We start from the raw sequence: 22,654 nt of genomic DNA, 5'->3' as shown, positions 1-22,654 counted from the left end.
TTGTCCGTTGTAACACATCATACATATTCAAATTATGCTCGTTCTAGGAGGTGTCTTTATATTTTTGGTGAGTGGGACTTTCATTATTCTCAATGTTGTTTGTCTCAGGCAACTTGTTACATCAAACATTCTAAGAAATCGCATTCAAAAAAAATGGTTAAGAATTATAGTTTGCTTAATTGTTAGCACAATGCTCTCTCTAGGGGCAACTATTCTATTGGTTCAGATATTAGGGGCAATTGCAACTAATATTGAAACCTGATTCAAGCGAATTTGAGATTATGATCCTTGGTTATTTGTAGTCTCCGACTACGAATTTTTCAATGATTACTAGTGTCTCTGACACGGTATCGAGCAACTGATTTTTATCGTTTTAAGTAATTATCTTTAGCTTCATAAAATGTCCAGTGGTTATATAAGGAAACAGGCAGGTATTCATTTACTCAAGCCAAATCCATCAACCACACTCTTTAAACAATCGCTCGGCTCCAGCCGAGTGATCATTATGATTTAGGCCTCTGGCCGATATAGCACTAAATATTATAAACCTAAAGATTTGAAAGATAAAGTAAAGCCTGACATAACCTAATTCTAACCATACTTATCCAAATGCATTTGTACCTAACCGGCCAGAGGCCTCAGAAATGATTGTCACGCGGCAGAGCCGAGCAACTGCGGAAAGCGGATATGTGTCAGATTTAAATTATTACCTTTGAATTGTTCATTAATTAGCAATACCCAAATTCCTTAGCGACTCAATATATAGTATGAATGATTTGCAATTGATATTACTATTTTTAACGATAATTTTTCTTCAGTCGAACGCTCTAAACTATATCAGATTTGTAGCGTTTAGAAATATTTATACTCAGAAAATATTGTTTCTAAATGCCTCATTATCAAGAATGAAATCAGATCAAAGATTAGGGTACCAAATAAGTTCATTTAGAAATTTCAAATTTAATGATTCAGGCGCAAAACTTTATCCCCCACCAATTGTAGAGTCATATTTAATAAATCCTGAATATAATATGCTTGTAAGTGAACATAATTCAAGATTGACTTTTAATTACAAGTTTTTAAAGAAATCATTTATAATTTATTCAATATTGGCATCCTTAATTTGTTTACTGTACTATTTCATTTAATAATCTATTAAGGGTTGAGCCATCCTCCGCATATTGGTATAATTACCATGCCTATTCTATCAAACTTAAAATCTCACCAACCCTGGTCAACTAATTCACTATGAATTCTTTGTTTAAATGATTAGATTCAGTTGCGTGAAATGTATCAGAGGAGATTCACGTCAGTTATACGGCCCTTGGTATTGCTTATAAATAACAAATAAATTACGATAACACTTTATAGCCAGACACTTCGATCTTAAGAAACCAGCACCAAAATGAAGAAAATAACAGTGATACAGGCTGAAATAAGTCAGATTAACTGGATCAATGAGAAATATAGTGAAGTAGATTTTGTGAAATCTAATTACGAAAACGAGTATATTGTTATTGCCAAAGTTGGGAATGAAAATGCTGGACTTGGTAGATTAGTTAAAATTGATGAGGACAATATAGAACTAGGAGGAATTTATGCTTTTCCAAGTTTTAGAGGTTTAGGAGTTGCCCAGGATATAGTTCGCAATTTATGTGAGAAAAATCCATTCGATGCATCTACCATATGGTGTTTACCTTTTGAATACTTATTTCATTTTTATTCAAAGTTTGGGTTTAGACATCATGAAGATATAGAAGCACCTAAAGAAGTGATTAAAAAACTGTAATGCTGAAAATAAATACGGCAAGAAAGTATTACTTCTCTCCAAAACGAAATAAAAGTCAATTTTTAGCCTTCTCTAACGGCCGTATCTAATTCATTCTAAGTTGTTGATTAAATACCAAGATACAGTTCCATAAAACGTATAATGAGATTAGTTGTGTTTAATAATAATTTTATTGATTATTTAAATGTTAAGAAAATAAACAACAAAAATATGTCTGCATATGCCATACTTGACTTAGAAGTTTTTGACACCGAAAAACATCTAGAATATAAAAATTTAGCCCCCGGGATTATAGAAAAATATGAAGGAAAAATTTTAATCCGTGGAGGAGAGTCAGTCGTTCAGGAAGGAGAATGGAATCCACAAAGAATTGTGGTGATTGAATTTCCAAGTTATGAAAAAGCTATAGAGTGGTCAAATTCGGAAGAATACCAGAAAGCCATTGAGCTAAGGAAAAAGGGAGCTAAAACCAATGCTATAATTGTGAATGGCGTATAATCTAAAAACAATAAATTCCCAAACTTGTGTATAAGGAATCACAAATAGGCTTCCGCCTAATTACTATGAGTTTTTCATTAAAATGTCTAGATTGGGCAGCTTAAAATGTTATTTAACGCGTCCTTCACACAGATATAATGAAATTATTCGGATTCAATAAGAAAACAAAAGAACCAAAGTTTCGAATAACGGAACCAGATAGAGATTGGGTTGAGGATAATTTTAAGTGGTTGATTCAAATATTTGGCTATCCTAATAGACAAAGTGAACAAATTCTAATTACTGACAAATTCTTTCCAAAGACTTTTTCGACTAGTGAACCAGAAGTGAAAAATCTGATTGAAGATCTCTGTAATTTGCTCAACTTAGAGTCTGGTAAAATCGGGTTTGAGCTACATGAAGATTTACGAGATAATTATGGAATGCCATATGAAATTCAAGGCAAGCCTTTCGAAACGGATACAGAAATAAGCGACAATTATTATAAAATACACATCGCTAAAAGTATCTCTAAACGCCCCAACCGACTAATATTCAACCTGATATATGAGTTTATCAGAATCCGGCTGTCTGAAAGCAAGGTGCAATATGATACTGGAGAGGATACTTCTCTGTTCATTTATATAGCAGGGATCTATTTCAGATTTGGAATTCCACTTTCTCAAAACTTGACAGATGTAGGGAGAACGGATGATGGCTTTTGGGAAACCAAATGGCATTACGTTTCTGAAATGCCGAATGAGGTAATGGCTTTTGCATTAGCTACCTTTTCAAAACTAATTGAACAAGATGATCCAATTTGGAAAAATGAATTGCCACGTGACCTTAGACTTCAATTTGAAAGAGCCATTTCTTTTCTAAATGATTCGCCTTCGAACGTTTTTAATAAAGCTGAATTGGAGGCACATGACTTATTTAATCAGGCGCACGAGGAATACCAAAATGGTGACTTTGATTCTGCCATTAATACGATTCAAAAAGTTTTGCATTTAACTGAAGATGTATTTCTAAAAGTTGATGTATACAACAATATGGGCTATTATCAGTTGAGAAACGGTGCCTATGAACAGAGTATTCAGAATTTTCAAAAAGCACTGGAGATAGATCCGAATTACGGTTTTGCATATGATAATTTAGGATACTCCTTAATCCAAATGGGACAACTGGAAGAAGGAAGACAGCAACTTGAAAATGCATTGAAAACCGAAAATAATGACAATGCATATACATATAGAAATCTAGCCTTATATCATCTGGCTAAAAATGATCTTGAGCAAGCAGAAACAAATTTCCAGTTGGCTTTTGAAACTGAAACTTTCCCTGTTGATCTTTTAGAATTACACTACGCTAATTTCCTTATAAAAAAGGGTGAAGAAGAAAAAGGAATGGAATACCTGAGAAAGGCAGTTGAAAAAGGAGAGCCAGAAGCGATTGAACGCATGAATGAAATAATGAGAAGCTAGCAAGGACCCTGTTTAAAATAGTCTTAATCATTAAAAACCAGCTCAATCGCAATTATATTGCGATTGCTATCTTCATGGGCATTTGTAATGCCCCTTGTTATTCGTAGTCTGAGACTACGAATTTTTCAATGATTACTAGTGTCTCAGACACGGTATAGAGTAACTGATTTTTATCGTTTTAAGTAATTTTCTTTAGCTGCATAAAATGTCCAGTGGTTATATATTAGGAAACAGGCAGGTATTCACTTTACTTAAGTCAAATCCATCAACCACACTCACCACCAATTTAAACCCCAATAAAACATTTTCACACGCTACCTATCACCCCGCTGTATGTTTTGAAGGTAAACAGTAGGGGATACGCCGTAAAACTCTTTAAAGCTGGTGGAGAATTTTGAGGGGTTGGAAAAGCCGGTAGCATAGGCTACTTCACTGATGTTTAGGTTTTTAGTGTTCAATATTTCAGCGGCCTGTCTTAGTCTTATGTTCCGGATCAGGTCTCTAACCGATTGATTGGTGATCTCCTTTAATTTACGATAGAGATGAACTCTACTGATACCTATTTCATTGGCTATCATTTCTACATTGAGCGTGGGGTTGTCAAGGTTCTGGTTAATGATTTCCATGATCTTCTGCATCAGTTTCTCATCAGGAGATTCTACTTCCAGGTCTTTAATCTTATCTTTTTGAGCTTGCTGGCCACTGTAGTTGTTTTTCAATAGCTCACGATTTTTGATAATGTTTTCAGCGGTTTTTTTCAATATCTCCATATTAAATGGCTTGGAGATATAGGCATCAGCACCTGTGCCTAAACCGGCTATATTGTCCTTTTCACCTGATTTGGCGGTTAATAGGATCACCGGAATATGATTGGTGTTCACGTTCTGCTTTAGCTTCCTGCAAAAGGTAATACCATCCATTTCATCCATTACAATATCACTGATCACCAGATCGGGCTTCTCGGCAAGGGTGATGGACAAAGCTTCCTTACCATTATTACAGTCGTTCATATGATACTCAGACGCCAGCTCATTGCATATGTATTGGCGCACTTCTGCATTATCATCTACTACCAGCACCCGCTTTTTAGTTTTAGACTTTACCCTGGCATCATCATTAGTGCTCATCACCGGTGGTGGTGTTATTTTCACCCCTTGGTCTGACGGTCTGGGCTTTTGGGTGTTAGGTTCTATAATCTCATCTGCTTGCAGATGTTCTTTGCCCAATGGGAGACTGATCACAAAGCTACAACCGAAGCCATTGGCATTATTCAGGGCATAAATGTGCCCATGGTGTAAATCAACAATCGATCTGGTAAGGTGCAATCCTATGCCATTACCTACGGAAGAGTTATTATCCGAGACCTGGTAGAAACGGTCAAATATGCGTTCCAGATCCTGGTCTTTAAGGCCAATGCCAGTGTCGCTGCAGGTGATCTTTAGTTGCTTTTCAAAGGTGCCATTGAATGTAATAACCTCATGTGTTTCTAGCGACAAAGTGATTTCACCATTTTCAGGAGTGAACTTAATGGCATTAGACAGAAGATTATGGATAGTTTTATCAAAGAAGTTTTGATCTATATACACCTTAGGGAGCGATTCTTTCCTTAATATCTGGAAATGGATGTGCTTGGCCAGAATTTGCTCTTGAAACATCTCTGTGGTCTCATGTACAAACTTCAGAATATTCGTTTTACGAAATTTTAGAGCTATTTTTCCATGGTCAATCTTTCTCAGGTCCATCAGCTGGTTGACTAAATGCAGCACTCTTTCCGTATTTCTTCGCATGATGGTATAAGCGCGCTGACGGTCATTATCACCATCGTTAGCAATCAGCTTTCTTAGTGGATTAAGAATTAAGGAAAGTGGCGTTCTTATTTCATGAGATATGTTGGTGAAGAACTCTAGTTTGGCTTCATTGATCTGTTCTGCTAACTGATGTTCTCGCATGCGCTTTCTGGTTTTGTACCATTGGTTAGTCTGGTGCAGAATGGCCACCACTATGATGATACCTAATAGAAAATAACCCAGTTTGGCCCATGGCGAGAAATACCAGACAGGATGAATCACTACTGTTAAGTTTCTCGTTTCAGAGTAAGTGGTAAAATCCTTGGCCTTTACCTGAAAATGATAGGTGCCAGGATCAAGATTATTGAATGTGACGGTATTAATGCCTCTTTGCAATCTTACCCACGGGCCGCCATCAATGGCATATAAATAGGTGATACGCTTTGGATTAATATATTCCATGGCCGAAAACTCTACGGTGAAGGAATTATCGTCATAGGCCAAATTATAGTGGTTAGCAGCCATTACGGTGGTATCGATTACCTGATATCTGCCTGACTTTAGCCCCTTCTTCACAGGAGTATCATTCAGGTAAAAGCCTGTAATGGCTAAATCCAAATCTCTAACATGGTCTGTAATTTCTTCTGGTTTGAAATAGGTAATGCCATTGATTCCACCAAAGTAAAATTGACCTTTCTCATCTTTAAAAGAGGCTCTTCTGCTGAACTCATTGCCTTGCAAGCCATCATGAAAATAATAGTTTACAAATGATTCATTTGAAGGGTTAAACTTTGAAATGCCATAATTGGTACTGATCCACAGATTACCTTTCAAATCATCAGAAATGCCACCGATGACATTACTGGGCAGACCGTCATCAGCAGTGTATTTTACTATGGAATGATTTTCAAGTCCTAGCTTCAGCAGCCCATGAGATGAGCCTACCCACAGCTCACCCTGTTTGTTTTGAAACAGCGTCATTACGTTTTGTAATGACAGGCTAGGGTAGAGGGCGTTAAGCGAAGTAAAGGTTTTAGTATCAGGATCATAGCAACCCACTCCATCAGTAGTGCCAAAGTAAAGCTTTTTATCTGCAGCTATCAGCAAGCTGCTAATCCAGGCATTGTGTAAGGTGTTTGAGGCATCATGCGGTTGGATGGGATTAGGAATGGCATTGTAGTTTTTAATGTCGCCAGTGTTCAGATTCATGGAATACAAACCAAAGCCTAATGTACCGATCCACAGTGTTTTATCATCACCTTCGGTAATGCTGTACACCCGCTGTATAGGGTTCGACTGATGATCCAGCAAATGATCAAACTTTTCGAATTGCTGAGTAGTTTTGTTGAATTTTGACAATCCGCCCAGGTATGAGCCTACCCAGAGATCAAGGTTGCTGTCCTCAAAAATACACATCACCGTAGACGGCGACCCAGTGTTTTCCTTGGAATAAGCATAATGGGCCACTTGCTCCGCATCATCCTTTACAGCATACAATCCATCACTATCAGTGCCTACCCATAGAATGTCATTGTGGTCTTTATATAACGACATGATATAGTTGGAACCTATAATGTTTTTGGTCACGGACTGATAGCCCATATATTTGAAATTATTCATTCGGGCCGGTATCACCGCTACACCTTTCTGGTATAGACCGAGCCAGAAATTGCCATTATTATCTTCAGTAATGGTATGTACCTTAGATTTTGAAAAATCGAAGTTGGAGACGTTGAAATTAAGGTCAGAAATGATATTGTTTTCAGGATCATAAAGCTTAGTGCCACGGCCATCGGTACCTATGAGGATTTGATTATTAGGCAGCGTGTGCAGCACCATAATAGGTGGGGGAGGAAACCCGGTATCTGGAATTTTATCAAAGCGACCGGTGCTTTTATTCAACTTAAAAAGGCCTTTGCTTAAACTTCCTGCATAAATATTGCCTTGATGATCTTCACAGACGCTGTTTATATTATTACCAATGCCATGTTTCGGGTCGAAATAGCTCACAGTATTGCCATTAGCCTGAATACAAAACAAGCCCTTATCTTGCGTGGCGAGCCAGAGATTCTCCTCACTATCCTCAAACATATGATTGACAAAATAGCTAGGTATAAAATCTATCTGCTGTCGCGCTACCTTACCCTTACTGGTTTCTATGACTTTGAAAATACCATGACCAGAAGTACCGATAAGCGTGGAGCCATCTTTTCGCTCTATCATGCTGAGCACATGTGCCGGGAAAGTATCTTGCGTGGCTAATATTAAAGGTATATTTTGAAATGAGTCAGTGGCATGGTCAAAGGTCTGAACGCCATTGAAATAACCAAAATAGAGCTGATGATGGCAATCTTCATAAACTAACCTAACGTAGTTATTAAGAATGCCATCTTCCTCCTTATAAGCAGTGAATTTAGAACCATCATATCGATTAATACCCTCTTCTGTAGTGATCCAAATACTGCCAGAATAGTCCTGTTCTATATCACCTATCAAGCTATTAGAAAGCTCAGAGTCAGTAGAAAAGAGCCGGGCCCTCTGCGCCAGACAGTGGTGAGTGAGCACCAAAAAGGGTAGACAAAACAGCAGTTTTTTGAGTATGTAAAACACGTTGGTTCAGGTTATTCATGAGTAGGTACAAGGGTTATAAGGTAAGTAATTTTATCCAGATAATTAAATCTTGTGATCATTTTGACCATATGTTTTTATTATCAACTAGGTAGTATAATGGTAATGGATTATAGTTACTCTCTAATTTATATATTATACATTTGATATATATAAGTAAATTATATATATTTAAATTTTATGTTAAGAAAGAATTAATATTTGACCATGACCATATGAAGATTTTAGTAAAGATCATAATCGTAATAGCGATCTTAATAGGAGCTTACTTCCTCATAGATAGCTTTTTGTTTGACGGGGTAAAACCCCAGTCAGTAAATCATAAGGGTATAACGGCTTCCTTTTTTGCTAAAGATGATGTGATAAGTCAACCCACCGTAGTCTTGATAGGAGGTGGAGTTTGGGGTGATTTCTGGGGGCAGGAATTGAGTAAGGCCAATTATGTAGGGTTGTCTCTGCCATACTACCGTCAGGAAGGCCTACCCACTCTTATGGAAGAAATTCCATTGGAGTATTTTGAAACAGCTATTAAATGGTTGAAAGATCAACCCGAAGTGAATGCAGATAAAATTGTTGTAATGGGCGCATCCAGAAATGCTGAATTAGCACTGCTTATAGCTTCAAAATATCCGAATTTGGTGCATGGAGTTATTTCTTATAGTCCCTCTGCAGTGAGCTGGTCTAATACTGTGCTTCCTTTTAATTCAGACACAATTAAACCAAGTTGGACATTTGATAATCAGCCTATACCATATATTCCTATGGCTAAGCTAAAGGGTGGCAAATCAGATACTATTGAGACACTTACTTATTGGTCTCAGCCCTTGGCAGACAGTGCCTCAGTTAGTCGAGCTGTAATTCATGTGGAAGACATTAATGGTCCTGTACTATTGTTCTCTGGTGTTGAGGATGAGGTATGGCCCTCAGCCATGATGGCCGATATGATAGAGACTAGAGTTAAAAAAATAGATTCAAGTTTTGATATTGAAAATGTTCAATATGAAAATGCTGGTCATTTAATATCATCCAATCCTAACAATCCTTCATCTATGAGACAAGGAGAAATGATGATAGATGGAAAAAGTTATAACTTTAGATTTGGGGGTAACGAAGGGGGAGATATGAAAGCACAAAAAGATGCTTACCAACGTGTATTTAAATTCCTTTCAAAATTGGAGAAGAAATAATGAACGGATGTTCTCTTGATAATGATTCGTGTTGTTAACAACTATCATTTATACAATGGGAAAACTAAATTCTAATATCCAAACTGATTTGATAATTTAAGCCGGATTAAAATTTCAAGAATGGAGACAAAAAAGCTATCGACTAACGAAGTCTTACTTGTAAAAGAAAGAGCAAAAAATCGAATCATAGAACAAATAACTTATTCGGCATCAATTTTTTTCATTGCCTTAGTCGCTCCTGTATTTCCATTTAAAAGGGGAAGATCTAAGTCGTTTCCATCTATTAGCGAATATTTTGATATGATACCTGGATATATGTTAATCACGGGATTATTTGTTCTGTATTATTGGGCACGAAACAAATATTTGAATGACATTCTTTTTAAGAAAAAAGTAATCACTACTGGTAAAATTGTGAAATGGGTTAGGAAGAAAAATGACTATGGTGATGTAACTTATGAACTTGTGATTGAAACATCATTGGGCTTAACTGAACAATATTTAACCTTTGAAAAGCATCTGGGTCATTTTCAAGTGGGCGAAAAATATCAATTTCATGTATCCAAGAATGCGAAAGTTCTGGTAAATATAGCAAGGATAAAGTACTAGTAGCATTTTCATTATTTAGATAAACAGTTTTCCTTTAATATTCGATAGTTAAAAAAGGTCCGTTGCAAAAGAAAACAGCGCTAGCTAACATCATTTTAGTTGCCTTAGGAATATCCGTGGTATGCTATTACTTAATAAATTTCTCTCAATTTGATCAAGAATTGAGTAACACCAGCAAGGTGAAATATACCCTAAATTCATTGGAAGAATTTCAGGAAGGTTGGAAACAAGCATTTATGAATAATAGCAACTGGGGTGGAGAAGGAGTTATCACCGGTGCCACTAATCATGAAGCAACATTTTATTCTAGCAGAGATATCTGTAAATTGACGTATGAACCACTATCTCATCATAATCATCTGATTGTTGACCAAAATTATTATGGAGACATCAGGCTTCATCAAGAACATTTTATATATTATTCTGATGACGGCAGCGATTGGCAAAGGATCAGATTTGGAGAGCATAAAAGAAAGGAAAAAGCAGTGAGGATAATAGATGATGATTTGATGATGAAAATTCATAATTTTTCTCAAAATGTAGATATGGCTTATCATCAAGAGCACCTAAAGCTTATTTCAATTTTCAGTAAAGATTCACTAGATGCATACTTTATGTATTTAACTTCAGAAGAAGTAGCCCGTTACAATTCAATTTTGAAATAGATCATGAAAACTCTAAAACTTGCATTTGGAATTGTAGCAGCCTTTGTAATCTGTTATTTTGCACTTACCATTTTCATGATTTTTAGTGGTGATATTGAAAACTACACAAGTAGGACGGAGTTTAACTCAGAAGCATGGAAGAAATGGGAAGAAACGGAAACGAACCAATCTCTAAGATGGGATATGGCTCATAGCCTAACGACTAATTATGAACTGAAAGGGATGACAACCGGGGAAATAATTGAGCTTTTAGGCATTCCATCTGAACAGAGTATTTCGAAGATGTGCTATTACCTCGGCATGGCCAGACATGGAATAGATACTGGTTTCTTGGATCTTGAAATTAAAAATGGTGTGGTTGTAAATTATACAGTTTGGCAAGGTTAGCATGGCGACTGTTGAGCATTGCTGTGATATTATTTATTATCAAAGCATGACCTCTAAAATCAAATACCTGGATTTTAAATAGCAAAATTACTTAATCCTACATACCATGATAAGCCATAACCCGCATACACTATCACCAATACTGCTTTTATGCTTCACTATTGCCTTGAGCTGTAACGCAGTATCTGATTCAAATAATGATGACTTTATTGAGAGCTCTTCAGGCCTAAAGTATAAAATCCTTAAGGAAGGCTCTGGTGAACCGGCTAAAGCAGGGCAGGAGGTATTGGTGCATGAAACCATGTCATATATGAATGATTCATTACTGTTTGATTCCAGGACTTTACCTAACCCAGTTAAGATTTTAGTGGGAGGAAGCCAGGCCATTGCAGGTGTAGATGAAGCATTAGTTGGAATGAAAAAGCGAGAAATTAAAGAGCTGATTGTACCACCAAATTTAAGTAGAAGAACTGGTGAGCACAGCTTCCCACACCCTGACTCTACACTTTTATATCGAGTCGAACTGGTAGATATAGTAAATTAGCGTAATTTGCCCATACAGTTCACAAGATCATGCGCAAATGAGGCTATTCCGCAAACGGAACTACACTGAAGCACTTCGTAGGCATTATAAAAACTATTTTGGATCATCAGGAAATGTCAGGAGGTGGAAAAAGGGTCCTCAGGATAAACTGCATCCTGACTTTTATGTATTGGAGATTGCACCCAATCGAGTACATAATATGTGGGCATACCTTACAGTTGGAATGTCAGTGGACCGTGAAGACCATAATTTAATTGAACTCGTAGTCTATTCCCCTACACAGAATGAATCGCTGGTAGAGTTGCTGACGCTCAATGCCTCCTTTCATAGAAACGCCGATGCCTTAAACCTTCACCATAGTGTAAATATCGGTCAGCCCTGTATTCATGGCTCGAACTGTGATCATGGATTTATCTCCTTGCCCTACTTAGATGGAGAAGCATTGGAAATCTTTGAGTTTGCAGGCAAAAGATTCCATTGCTATTGGTTTATTCCTATTACTGAGAGAGAGCGTGATTTCAAAATGGAAGAAGGCGTTGAAGCTTTGGAGGACCTATTCGAAAAAAGACAGTTTGATTACCTGAATCTTCATAGACCCTGCCTACTTCAAGAGTAGACCAGTAGTATACCCAAACCTATTTCGCAGCTTCAACCTCAACTTGTTTTATTTTTTTTTTAAAGTTCAAACAAAGACTTTTTTTTGGGGATTGTTATTTTATATGCAATTGACAATCAAGACTATATGTTGGCGATTGGTAGGTTTGCTTGAATCTAAACTCAGATAAATTCTGAATGATGCGCTGAATTTTTTTCTCAACACTCTTTGAGAATTTTAAAAATTAATTTCATATTTGCATAAATTAAACAGTTGTTTAAAACATTTGATTTAATATGAAAGAAATTACTGACACTGAAATAAAGATTATCAACGCAGCGCGCAAGGTATTCTTTGAGAAGGGATTTAAAGGGGCCACCATGAGGGAAATTGCAGCGGAAGCGGGTGGTAATCTTTCTATGGTTAATTATTACTTCAGATCTAAAGAGAACTTGTTTTATCTCATTAATGATGAAACATTTACAACGCTTTTAAGCAAAGTGTCTCAATGCATTCTTCGTGAAGAGTCAATAGAAGAAAAGATTACCGGAATAGTGAACGAGTATACAGATTTCTTCATGCTTAATCCGCAGATTCCATCATTTATATCAGGTGAGATAATCCGGAATCCGAAGAAGATTGCTGCCTTGATCAAAGAGAAAGTTTCTGAAAGCAATATCCATAAAGATTTTGAGGTTAAGCTAAGGCAACACGTGGAAGCTGGTGTATTCAAACCAGGAACTAACATCCTTCAGATTTTTATTAACATCATCTCTTTAACTGTTTTTCCTATTATTTCTCAGCCCATAATACAGGAGTCATATGGTCTTAGTTCTGAGGATTACAAACAATTTGTGCTGAACCGCAAGGTGGAGATTAGCAACATGATCATACAATCTATAAAAGCTTAATATATTTTTTGCTTAAAAATTAATCAAATGATTAATTCATCTGTATAGTTTAATGAGGTGGCTTTAAAACGGCCAGCACAATCATTCCTAAATCTTATAATTAGTTATTTATCAACATTTTAATATCAGAATCAATGATTAAATTTTATTCCAGGACAGACTTTTACACCATCTGTAAGGTGTGCGTCTGCATAGTGATGCTGTTAGTAGGGGAAGATGCCATGTCCCAGGAAAGGGCCAGGTATACACTGGATAGTTTACAATCCATGGCCCGGAATCGATACCCACAAACCAGGCAGTTGCTATTGGCCAGTAGGAAGGGTGACGAGTCCATTAAAGTGATAGAAAGCAATTGGCTGCCAAAAACTAATGTGGTAGGTACAGCATCTTACCAGTCTGAGGTTTCCAGTGTATCCTTACCTGAGAGTATTCCTGCGAGCATTGAAAGTCCGAAGAAAGACCAATATAAAATAGGGTTGGAATTATCTCAGCTCATATTTGATGGAGGAGCCAGTGCCACCAGCAAAACTATAGAACAACTCAACCTTAAGTCTGAAACTAACAGAATAGAAGGTGAGCTACTTACAGTAAAAAGCACAGTAAATGATCTGTTCTTAGGGTTGCTTATCAATGAAGAATCATTCAAGGCACTCGCTAACATGAAAAAGGATCTGATAGCTAGATACGACAATATTGAAGCGGCCGTAAATAGTGGAACTACCCTAAGAAGCACCATGAGAGAGTTGGAAGCCGAAATGATAGGAGTAGATCAGCAGATGGTAGAAAACAAAGCCGAAAGATTGACCTTGCTTTCAACCCTATCTTTTCTGGTACAAGAGGAGCTTGATGCTTTCACTGTTTTCGAACTGCCAGAGGTAGAACAACCGTCTTTTGAAAAGGAAGTGTCTTTAAGACCAGAATATAGACAACTCAGCACTCAGATGGAGTTAGTAGACTATAGAAACGAACTTATTGATAGAGGCAACAGACCTAGATTATCACTATTTGGAAACGGATATTTTGGTCGCCCAGGACTTGATTTCTTTAATAATGATTTCCGTCTTTACGGAATGGCAGGATTGAGCTTATCATGGAATGTAGGAGGGTATTACACGTCTACACATCAAAAGAAGAAGAACCTTATAGATAAGGAACTGGCTCAAAATCAGATAGAACTATTCGAGATAAGAACCAAAAGCCAGCTGACGGAACAGGAGATAGAAATCAGAAAACTGCAAGAGCTGATTGTGAAGGATAGCTCAGTGGAGCAGATCCGTACAGAGGTAAAAGAAGTGGCAGCGGTGCAATATGAAAACGGAAGTATCACCACCACAGACTACATTTTGAAGCTTAACGCTGAGACCCAGGCCATCATTACCAGCAGCATGCACAGGATACAACTAGTAATGGCCTATATCAACTACAACACCATTCTTGGTAAATAATTTATAATCAGAAGACATTAAAGAATATTAATAAAATGGAAACAGCAAATAACAAAAAGACTGCTAAAAAAGGAAGCAAGGTGATCAGGATAGTAATTATAAGTGCCGTGGTAATAGTGGGGCTGTTTTTCGCCACAAAAGCCATTATCCATAGTGCTAACTTTGAAAATAGTGACAATGCCCAGATTGATGGAGATATCATTCCATTAAGGGTAAACACCAGTGGCCACATCATAGACCTAAGATTTGAAGAGAATCAGCAGGTAAAGAAGGGTGATACGCTGGCCATTATGGATACAGTGGATATCAAGGCCAAATTTCACCAGGCTGAAGCCAGGTTAGAAAGTGCTATGTTAGGTGTGCAGGCCAATCAAACTGGTAAGCAATCAGCTGCCTATAATACCAGAGCGGCATCAGAAAACATCTCTTCCGCCAAGGCCAAACTTACTCAGGCGAGAAATGATTTCGAAAGGATAGAAGCCATGTACAAAAAAGGAGCTGCTACGCCTCAGGCTTATGATGCAGCCAAGTCTGGTTTAGATATGGCCGATGCACAATATAAAGCGCTATCAGCACAGAGAGCTACCGCAGGCACACAAATAACTGCTCAGGAGTATCAAATACAAATGGCTGAAGCCATGGTGAAAGAAGCTAAGGCTCAGTTGGTGTCAGCAAGATATTTATTAGAAAACTGCTTTATCATAGCTCCAAGCGATGGTATTATCTCAAAAAAATCAGTGGAAGTGGGTCAATTGTGCCTTCCTGGTACAGCTGTAGGCATGCTTATCGACTTAGAAAACATTTGGGTAACGGCCAATTTGAAAGAAACGCAGTTGGATAAAGTGACAATGGGTGCAGAAGTAAACATTTCTATAGATGCCTACCCTGATATTGAAATGACTGGTAAGGTGGAGAGTCTTGCTGGAGCTACAGGACCTAAATTCTCACTACTCCCAGCTGACAACGCCACTGGAAACTTTGTAAAGGTAACTCAGAGAGTACCAGTGAAAATAGCCATTACTAACATTCAAAACGAGAAAAAACAGCAACTGGTACCAGGTATGAATGTAGTGGTAGACATTAAAGCCAGCAAGTAATGACAGCTGAATTAACTACAGAAGAAAAACAATATCCCAAAGGGTTGACTTTAGTAATCATTGTGGTCACGGTGGTACTTGCATCCATGCTGGAACTGCTGGATATGACTATTGTCAACGTAGCTTTGAGAGAGATTAGTGGTAGCATAGGAGCTACCACTAAAGAGATTACCTGGGTGGTTACGGCGTATGCCATTTCCAATGTGATCATTATCCCACTGAGCGGGATGCTGAGTAACTTGTTCGGCCGCAAAATATATTTCACAGCCTCTATAGCTATATTCACCCTGTCTTCCCTGATGTGCGGATTGTCTGATAGTCTTGCTCAACTAGTACTTTGGAGATTTATACAAGGCCTTGGAGGTGGAGCACTTATAGCTACATCGCAAACCGTATTAGGAGAAGTTTTCCCACCTAAAAAACTGGTTGTCGGTATGGCTATTTTTGGTGGCAGTATTGCCATGGGCCCCGCTTTAGGTCCACTTTTGGGCGGCTATCTTACTGATAATATTTCATGGCACTGGATATTCTTTATCAACGTGCCGCTAGGAATGTTGGTAACCATGCTCTCATGGTTCTATATTGCCGATGAGAAGAATAGGGTGAAAACGGGCAAGTTTGATTGGGGCGGCATCATTCTGCTTGCCATTGGGCTGGGAAGCCTACAGTTCGTACTAGAGGAAGGTAATTCTTATGAATGGTTCGATAGTAAAGAGATTATATTCTTCACCTCGCTAGCCGTAGTGGGAATTATATCATTCATTATCTGGGAGTTAAATACAAAGTATCCTGCTGCTGATCTGCGCTTGCTAAAGAGAACCAACGTAGCAGTAGGGGCACTATTTAACTTCGTAATTGGTGCCGTGTTAATCAGTGTGCTCTATTCTTATCCATTATTTACACAGATAAGCCTGGGTTGGACACCCACCTTAACAGGTCTTGGTATAACACCTGGCGCTATCATGACAGGTGTAGGAATTGCCTTCGTTCAGGTGCTATTTAGAAAAGGTTTAAACCCGAAAATTATAGTGCTTACAGGTTTTGTTATAACCAGTGTTTTTTGTTTCTGGATGTCTGCGCAGTCTCCAGCCTCCAATTGGGATAGCCTCTTTTGGCCGATGATCCTTAGGGGGCTGGGACTAAGCTTTCTAATGCTGCCAGTAATCACGCTAGCCATTGAAGGCCTTCAAGGCTACGATTTGTCTCAAGGTACAGGTATTTGTAACATGACTCGTCAGCTAGGAAGTGCCTGCGGACTAGCCCTGGTAAGTAATCGCATGACCACTATGAATTCTGTCTTCAGAAATGATTTAGTTTCTAATATTAATAATATAGATGTAGTTCCTTCAGCAACGATTCAAAATGTCACTCAAGGCTTTGTAGGTAATGGCTACCCGCAGCAAGAAGCCCAAACCATGGCATTAAAAGTTCTGGATTTTTCTGTTTTTCAGCAGACATCTATCCTCGGATATCTAGATTCATTTCATGTAGTAGGACTAGCCTGTATAATTGTTTTACCACTGTTGTTTCTAATGAAGCATGATAAACATGCAAAAACAGACACTTCAGCAGTGCATTAAGCATTTTTTGACCATACTAAACAAAACAAAGCGAGCTATCATATTTGAATAGCTCGTTTTTGTTTTGTTCACTATGTGGTGAAAAGGCGTAAGAGCAGGTAAGACTGTTAAACTATACAAGAACCGTCATGCCGGAATTATACAGCGTAGCCGAATAATACCGGCATCTTTAATGTTCAGAAACAGTCCCGATCAGCAGAGACTCCGGCTCTCCGCTTCTCTGCGGCCGGAGTGACGGTTGTGGTGAGGTAGGTATCAACGGTTCTGCATTGTCAAACAATAAAAGAACCGTCATGCCGGAATTATGTAGCGTAGTGGAGTAATATCCGGCATCTCTAATGTTCAATAGCAGTCTTGATCAGCAAATACTCTGGCTCTACGCTTCGCTGCGGATTTGCAATTAATGAAGGTGAAGCCTGAGTAAAATAATTCAATATGAAATACTGCATTACCGATTTCTCAAGCATGACCCACTAAAAATTCCTCCCTCAATTCATACCTAAATCATAATATAAGTGTTAATCTTACAAAGCATAAGCTTAAAACCTTTAAAATAACCCACTTTAATATGAGAGTGATCCTCAATATTTGTCTTGTTTCTATAGTATTTGGTCTAATTGGTGTTTCTTGTGGTAGTAATGATGAAGTTACCGATGAAAAAGATCCTATAGAGAGCGATAGCGTAACAGCTCCTGTAGAAACATTGCCTCCCAATACTGACTATGCAGCGGCATTTTCTGGGCAGACCAGAGTTTCTGGTAGAGTTACTAAAACTGCTTATAAAGTAACTAAGCTGGCCACTGGACTAAGCAATCCATGGGGTATGACCAATCTACCTGATGGTCGGATAATTGTTACAGAAAAAGGAGGGACCATGCGTATTGTATCAGCCTCGGGAGAGGTAAGTTCAGCTATTTCAGGTCTTCCTGCAGTGAATAGCTCTGGTCAAGGAGGACTATTAGATGTGGCGGTGGATCCTGCTTTTGAAAGCAACAGAATAGTCTATTGGACATTTTCTCAAGATGGATCTGGAGGAACAGCTACCGCGGTGGGCAAGGGGAGATTGTCTGATGACGAAACCAACATTGAGAACGCAGAAGTGATCTACACAGCGATTCCAGAATTTAATAGCTCCTTGCATTATGGCGGCAGATTAGTCTGGGATGGCAGCGGAAATTTATTTGTTAGCACAGGAGAAAGATCTGATTTGGAATCAAGGCCTGAAGCACAGGAGTTAGACGCTGCCTTGGGTAAAGTGCTTAGAATAACTACCAACGGTGAGCCAGCCGAAGGTAATCCATTTGCAGGTCAGGAAAATAAATTACCAGAAATCTATTCTTACGGACATAGAAACGTACAAGGCTTGGCCGTTCACCCTGCTACAGGAGATCTCTGGGAAGCCGAGTTTGGTCCAAGAGGTGGTGACGAAGTGAACTTGATAGAGCCAGGTAAAGATTATGGCTGGCCTACTATATCTTATGGTATAGAATATTCCGGCTCACCTATCGGACAGGGAATTACTCAACAAGCCGGCATGGAGCAGCCTGTATACTATTGGGACCCAGTAGTTTCACCAAGTGGTATCACTTTCTACACCGGAAGCCTAATTTCTGAATGGGAAAATAACCTTTTCCTCGGAGCTTTAAGTGGGCAACATATCGTAAGGTTGGTAATAAAAGATAACCTGGTGGTAGGTGAAGAGCGCTTACTAGCCTCTGAAAATGAGCGTTTTCGCGATGTCCTAGAAGGTACAGACGGAGCTTTGTATGCCATCACCGATAGCGGATTGATGTATAAAATAGGGCTGTAGTAAGGTTTCAACGGTCGAAGTCAGGATTGGAGCGAGGTAAGTACAAGCTGTATTAATACCCTCATGCCGGAATTATGTAGCGTAGCGAAATAATATCCGGCATCTTAGTGTTCGGTAGCAGTGACAGTCTTTCCCTGCGCAAGCTGTTTCTCTACATTAGCAATCTATATCGTAACCTTTAACGAATCTCAGCATACTATGACAAGAATACTTGTTATTATTACCATTATCGCTTTATCATCATGTGCTGTCTTGGATGGACACAAAGACAATCAGCATGCTTACTACGAAAAGGGATTATCTTCTGACCAAATTAGTAAGATTGATCAACAGGGATACATCATTTGGGATTGGTACAGCAAAAGTGAAGAGGGCTTTTCTAAAGGGCAATTATATGTAACCCGCCCAGAAGGATCAAAGAGCTTTAATTTTGTGGAAATTGGAAACTGGACTGAAGAATCCAAATATTATCAAAATGGAAAGCCTCTTGGCATAGACAAACGGTCGATATTATACGACAAATATGGTAACATACTGACTAGAACAGTTACCGAAAAACCAAATATTGCATCTGAATTTAAACTATTAGAATCATGGTCTTCAAGTTTTGAAGTAATTGAAATGGATACATTTCTGGTTCAGAGAATAAAGACATTTCATCGAAATGGAAACATTGACGGGGAGTTCTGCTTCCTGGTCAAAGATTATAAGGAGCTCCTTAGCGATAGATTAAAGACAAAATATAAATATGATTCTGCGAAATTTTACAATGAGCAAGGTGATCTCATAGAAGAAGAGTATCATGGCTTTAATGAAATGGTAAAACTGAAGTAAGTCTGGCACTATCTCTTTGGTAGGAAAATTTGATTCCTGTAGATAACATTGGCATATGTTCCATGTTATTTGGAAGACAAAAACACAAATTGGCGTTGCTTGAGTCTACCTAATACTCAGTATTCATGGCACCATCCTTGCAAAACCTTTCACTATATTTGTAACACTTAATCATTTACTTAAACCTTATGAAATACCTTACTTCAATAATCCTTGCTTTAATCTCTACAGTTTCACTTTATGCCCAGGAATACTCTGTGGATGCTAAAAACAGTAAACTAGAGGTTTTCGGTACCTCTACACTACATGATTGGGAGCTAAAAGCTGAAACCATTTCAGGGAGTGCTAAACTGACCACTGGTGATAAGTTGGAAATTCAATCGCTTAGTTTCAAAGTGAAAGGGGAGAGCCTTAAAAGCGGTAAGGAATCTATGGAAAAGGATATTTATGAGGCTTTAAAAACCGATGACCATCCATACATCACTTTCCAATTTAAAACAGCTAAAAGTGTATCAGCTTCTGATCTGACTGCAACAGGTACATTGGAAATAGCTGGTGTTTCAAAAAGTATGTCCATTCCAGTGAAATATTCAGTAGAAAATGGTGTGGTGAAATTTGTTGGTAAAGTGAGTTTTGAAATGACGGATTTTAAGATTGACCCGCCCACAGCTTTGCTAGGTACCTTAAAATGTGGTGACGAAGTAACGGTTTCGTTTAACGTGCAGTACACCAAGTAGTTACAATAATTTCATTAGGCCCTTCATAACATTTTCTTTCAATTATTTTATTGCTAACAATCTGTAAATCAGTTAATTAATTTGAATTTACAGATTGTTGTTATGTTTTATATCATTTATTTCCTAAATCGATTTACTAAAACGATTGCAGAAATACTTGATTAACGATAAAATTTTTATACATTTACTAAATCGTTTTAGTAAACATCAACAATTGGCAATAGCATGCTCAGATCTGATGGCTTTATTTAAGATGAATTAAGCAATCGTTTCCGAATTGCAATTAAAACAACGCTAATGAAATATAACCCTTATGAAGAACACTTACTATTTGCTAATCCTGACATTATTAGGGGGACTTGGCTGGTCCTGTCAGGAAGAGAGATTTCTTGATGAAACGGAAACCACTAACCTCAATGAAGAGGTAGTTTTTTCTGATAGTGCGTACACTACCCAGTTTCTCTTCGATATCTACAGAGATATTGGGTTCAGTAACAGTCCGGCCCGTTTTAATAGTGGCGGATTTTTCCCTCAGACCACTGGAGGTCTGCAAACGGCATCTGATGAATCCGAACCGAGAATTATCAATGCCATCACCACTGACATACAGTTTATCACTGGCACCGTAAATCCCATTATTATCAGCAGTGATCCCTGGAACATTCCTTATCGAAACATCAGGAAGGTTAATCAGCTATTAAAGAACCTTCCAAATGCACCTCTGAATGATAACCTTAAAGCACAATACGCGGCTGAAGGTAGATTTTTGAGGGCCTGGTACTATTACCTGCTGGTGCAGCATTATGGTGGTGTACCGTTAATTGGAGATGAAATCTACACTGCTGAGGGTGAGATTTCTGGTGCGCGTGCTACTTATGAGCAGTGTGTGAACTACATTGTTTCTGAATGCGATGAAGCAGCTAAGGTATTGGCCATCAGACCTAGAGGTCGTGATTTTGGTAGGGTAGGAGCTGGTGCATGTATGGGTCTTAAAGCCAGAATGCTACTGCACGCTGCCAGCCCTTTGCATAACGGTAGCGATTTTGCTTCTGGTGATCTTAAGGAAATACTAGGTTATGCTAGCTTTGATGCTAACCGTTGGAAACTGGCCGCAGATGCCGCTAAAGACCTCATTAATTTGGAAGTCTTTAAATTATTCAACGATAACTCAGAGGAACCCGGCCGTGGTTTCTATAGCCTTTTTATAGCCAGCGACGCTATAGGTAATGGTGATCCCATTGACCAGTGCATCATTTTGATGAAGATGGAAGATAAGGGCCAGGGTCGAGAAAGGCTTTTCCAACCACCATCCAGAGGTGGAACAGGTGGTGGCGGCTTTCCTTATCAGGAAACAGTAGATGCTTTTGCCATGAGCAACGGTAAATTAATCACTGACCCATCGTCTGGTTATGATCCTCAAGATCCTTATGTGGGTAGAGATCCCAGATTTTATAATTCCATCATTTATGATCAGACACAGCTAATTGTCCCTGCAGGATCATTGACCCCGGTTGATATCTATACTGGCACATATCAAGGATCCGCTGCTTCTGAAGATGCAGTATTTACAGGCACTCCTACAGGTTATTACACTAACAAAATGCTTCACAGAGAGATAGTTGCTAACTATTGGATAGGAGGCCCACAGTCGCGTCCTCTGATTAGATACGCTGAGGTATTACTCAATTTTGCTGAGGCAACTAATGAATTTAGTGGTCCCATCTCAGAAGTATATCAAGCTGTAGAAGCAGTGAGGGAAAGAGCTGGTTTAGATCCATTTATACTACCAGCAGGCCTTTCTAAAGAAGCTATGAGAGAGGTGATCCATCATGAAAGAAGGGTAGAACTTGCCTTTGAAGGATTCCGATTCTGGGATGTAAGAAGATGGATGATAGCCGAAGAAACTCAGGCCAATACCATGACTGGTATGGAAGTAAAGCGCAATGGTGAGGCTGTAAGCTACAATAAGTTTAATGTGAGAAAGCACATCTTCAGAGATGCCCTCTACTATTGGCCTATTCCTCAGAGCGAAGTGGGTAAAAGCCCTGAAATGCTTCAAAATCCATATTACTAAAATTTAAATCAACC

Annotated in this window: 18 protein-coding genes; 17 read left to right on the top strand and 1 reads right to left on the bottom strand. The window is 38.5% G+C overall.

Annotation, left to right across the window (positions count from 1 at the left end; all coding sequences use genetic code 11):
- The first annotated feature begins 1,405 nt into the window (after positions 1 to 1,405).
- From LVD16_RS17180 to LVD16_RS17170, 3 genes are all read left to right on the top strand, one after another.
- On the top strand, positions 1,406 to 1,789 hold the full coding sequence (locus tag LVD16_RS17180) for a GNAT family N-acetyltransferase (protein ID WP_233769508.1): 384 nt from the start codon (positions 1,406 to 1,408) through the stop codon (positions 1,787 to 1,789).
- 141 nt (positions 1,790 to 1,930) lie between these two features.
- The gene (locus tag LVD16_RS17175; protein WP_233769507.1) at positions 1,931 to 2,287 is read left to right on the top strand and encodes a DUF1330 domain-containing protein; all 357 of its coding nucleotides are present in this window, start codon (positions 1,931 to 1,933) and stop codon (positions 2,285 to 2,287) included.
- A 137-nt stretch (positions 2,288 to 2,424) separates the two neighbouring features.
- Positions 2,425 to 3,750 (top strand): tetratricopeptide repeat protein, encoded by a 1,326-nt coding sequence (locus LVD16_RS17170; RefSeq protein ID WP_233769506.1) that lies wholly within the window; start codon positions 2,425 to 2,427, stop codon positions 3,748 to 3,750.
- Positions 3,751 to 4,064: 314 nt separating this feature from the next.
- On the opposite strand, the gene LVD16_RS17165 is transcribed toward LVD16_RS17170, so the two are convergent.
- Entirely contained in the window at positions 4,065 to 8,147 is a 4,083-nt protein-coding gene (locus LVD16_RS17165) for a two-component regulator propeller domain-containing protein (protein WP_233769505.1), read from the bottom strand.
- A gap of 233 nt (positions 8,148 to 8,380) precedes the next feature.
- Here LVD16_RS17165 and LVD16_RS17160 point away from each other — a divergent pair, with 233 nt between their 5' ends.
- From LVD16_RS17160 to LVD16_RS17095, 14 genes are all read left to right on the top strand, one after another.
- Positions 8,381 to 9,352, top strand: coding sequence for an acyl-CoA thioester hydrolase/BAAT C-terminal domain-containing protein (locus tag LVD16_RS17160; protein WP_233769504.1), 972 nt, complete (start codon positions 8,381 to 8,383; stop codon positions 9,350 to 9,352).
- Positions 9,353 to 9,472: 120 nt separating this feature from the next.
- Positions 9,473 to 9,961, top strand: coding sequence for a hypothetical protein (locus LVD16_RS17155; protein WP_233769503.1), 489 nt, complete (start codon positions 9,473 to 9,475; stop codon positions 9,959 to 9,961).
- A 62-nt stretch (positions 9,962 to 10,023) separates the two neighbouring features.
- On the top strand, positions 10,024 to 10,626 hold the full coding sequence (locus LVD16_RS17150) for a hypothetical protein (RefSeq protein WP_233769502.1): 603 nt from the start codon (positions 10,024 to 10,026) through the stop codon (positions 10,624 to 10,626).
- 3 nt (positions 10,627 to 10,629) lie between these two features.
- Positions 10,630 to 11,013: a hypothetical protein gene (locus tag LVD16_RS17145; RefSeq protein ID WP_233769501.1), complete on the top strand. Its 384-nt coding sequence runs from the start codon at positions 10,630 to 10,632 to the stop codon at positions 11,011 to 11,013.
- A gap of 106 nt (positions 11,014 to 11,119) precedes the next feature.
- Positions 11,120 to 11,557 carry an FKBP-type peptidyl-prolyl cis-trans isomerase gene (locus tag LVD16_RS17140; RefSeq protein ID WP_233769500.1) on the top strand — a complete coding sequence of 146 codons (438 nt, stop codon included), beginning with the start codon at positions 11,120 to 11,122 and terminating at the stop codon, positions 11,555 to 11,557.
- 37 nt (positions 11,558 to 11,594) lie between these two features.
- Positions 11,595 to 12,173 carry a suppressor of fused domain protein gene (locus LVD16_RS17135; protein ID WP_233769499.1) on the top strand — a complete coding sequence of 193 codons (579 nt, stop codon included), beginning with the start codon at positions 11,595 to 11,597 and terminating at the stop codon, positions 12,171 to 12,173.
- Between the two features lie 275 nt (positions 12,174 to 12,448).
- Entirely contained in the window at positions 12,449 to 13,063 is a 615-nt protein-coding gene (locus LVD16_RS17130; protein ID WP_233769498.1) for a TetR/AcrR family transcriptional regulator, read from the top strand.
- Between the two features lie 134 nt (positions 13,064 to 13,197).
- Positions 13,198 to 14,508 carry a TolC family protein gene (locus LVD16_RS17125; RefSeq protein ID WP_233769497.1) on the top strand — a complete coding sequence of 437 codons (1,311 nt, stop codon included), beginning with the start codon at positions 13,198 to 13,200 and terminating at the stop codon, positions 14,506 to 14,508.
- Between the two features lie 35 nt (positions 14,509 to 14,543).
- Complete coding sequence (locus tag LVD16_RS17120) at positions 14,544 to 15,605, top strand: HlyD family secretion protein (protein ID WP_233769496.1); 1,062 nt, start codon at positions 14,544 to 14,546, stop codon at positions 15,603 to 15,605.
- Positions 15,605 to 17,185 carry a DHA2 family efflux MFS transporter permease subunit gene (locus tag LVD16_RS17115; RefSeq protein ID WP_233769495.1) on the top strand — a complete coding sequence of 527 codons (1,581 nt, stop codon included), beginning with the start codon at positions 15,605 to 15,607 and terminating at the stop codon, positions 17,183 to 17,185. The genes LVD16_RS17120 and LVD16_RS17115 overlap by 1 nt, the downstream gene beginning before the upstream one ends.
- Positions 17,186 to 17,753: 568 nt before the next feature.
- Positions 17,754 to 18,995 (top strand): PQQ-dependent sugar dehydrogenase, encoded by a 1,242-nt coding sequence (locus LVD16_RS17110; protein ID WP_233769494.1) that lies wholly within the window; start codon positions 17,754 to 17,756, stop codon positions 18,993 to 18,995.
- Between the two features lie 198 nt (positions 18,996 to 19,193).
- Positions 19,194 to 19,829, top strand: a complete 636-nt coding sequence (locus LVD16_RS17105; RefSeq protein ID WP_233769493.1) for a hypothetical protein — start codon at positions 19,194 to 19,196, stop codon at positions 19,827 to 19,829.
- A gap of 188 nt (positions 19,830 to 20,017) precedes the next feature.
- The gene (locus tag LVD16_RS17100) at positions 20,018 to 20,566 is read left to right on the top strand and encodes a YceI family protein (RefSeq protein ID WP_233769492.1); all 549 of its coding nucleotides are present in this window, start codon (positions 20,018 to 20,020) and stop codon (positions 20,564 to 20,566) included.
- 313 nt (positions 20,567 to 20,879) lie between these two features.
- Positions 20,880 to 22,640, top strand: a complete 1,761-nt coding sequence (locus LVD16_RS17095; RefSeq protein WP_233769491.1) for a RagB/SusD family nutrient uptake outer membrane protein — start codon at positions 20,880 to 20,882, stop codon at positions 22,638 to 22,640.
- The last annotated feature ends 14 nt before the right edge of the window (positions 22,641 to 22,654 follow it).

It is taken from the genome of Fulvivirga ligni, from assembly GCF_021389935.1.
Lineage (GTDB): Bacteria > Bacteroidota > Bacteroidia > Cytophagales > Cyclobacteriaceae > Fulvivirga > Fulvivirga ligni.
The sequence above is the reverse complement of the archived record's forward strand: the minus strand, read 5'-3'. Positions and strand labels throughout refer to the sequence as shown.

Bases quoted from the DNA above. Each gene is read 5' to 3' on its own strand.
- LVD16_RS17095 (WP_233769491.1), top strand. From the start codon at position 20,880: ATGAAGAACACTTACTATTTGCTAATCCTGACATTATTAGGGGGACTT.
- LVD16_RS17130 (WP_233769498.1), top strand. From the start codon at position 12,449: ATGAAAGAAATTACTGACACTGAAATAAAGATTATCAACGCAGCGCGC.
- LVD16_RS17145 (WP_233769501.1), top strand. From the start codon at position 10,630: ATGAAAACTCTAAAACTTGCATTTGGAATTGTAGCAGCCTTTGTAATC.
- LVD16_RS17105 (WP_233769493.1), top strand. From the start codon at position 19,194: ATGACAAGAATACTTGTTATTATTACCATTATCGCTTTATCATCATGT.
- LVD16_RS17115 (WP_233769495.1), top strand. From the start codon at position 15,605: ATGACAGCTGAATTAACTACAGAAGAAAAACAATATCCCAAAGGGTTG.
- LVD16_RS17140 (WP_233769500.1), top strand. From the start codon at position 11,120: ATGATAAGCCATAACCCGCATACACTATCACCAATACTGCTTTTATGC.
- LVD16_RS17125 (WP_233769497.1), top strand. From the start codon at position 13,198: ATGATTAAATTTTATTCCAGGACAGACTTTTACACCATCTGTAAGGTG.
- LVD16_RS17155 (WP_233769503.1), top strand. From the start codon at position 9,473: ATGGAGACAAAAAAGCTATCGACTAACGAAGTCTTACTTGTAAAAGAA.
- LVD16_RS17135 (WP_233769499.1), top strand. From the start codon at position 11,595: ATGAGGCTATTCCGCAAACGGAACTACACTGAAGCACTTCGTAGGCAT.
- LVD16_RS17160 (WP_233769504.1), top strand. From the start codon at position 8,381: ATGAAGATTTTAGTAAAGATCATAATCGTAATAGCGATCTTAATAGGA.
- LVD16_RS17110 (WP_233769494.1), top strand. From the start codon at position 17,754: ATGAGAGTGATCCTCAATATTTGTCTTGTTTCTATAGTATTTGGTCTA.
- LVD16_RS17180 (WP_233769508.1), top strand. From the start codon at position 1,406: ATGAAGAAAATAACAGTGATACAGGCTGAAATAAGTCAGATTAACTGG.
- LVD16_RS17100 (WP_233769492.1), top strand. From the start codon at position 20,018: ATGAAATACCTTACTTCAATAATCCTTGCTTTAATCTCTACAGTTTCA.
- LVD16_RS17170 (WP_233769506.1), top strand. From the start codon at position 2,425: ATGAAATTATTCGGATTCAATAAGAAAACAAAAGAACCAAAGTTTCGA.
- LVD16_RS17120 (WP_233769496.1), top strand. From the start codon at position 14,544: ATGGAAACAGCAAATAACAAAAAGACTGCTAAAAAAGGAAGCAAGGTG.
- LVD16_RS17175 (WP_233769507.1), top strand. From the start codon at position 1,931: ATGAGATTAGTTGTGTTTAATAATAATTTTATTGATTATTTAAATGTT.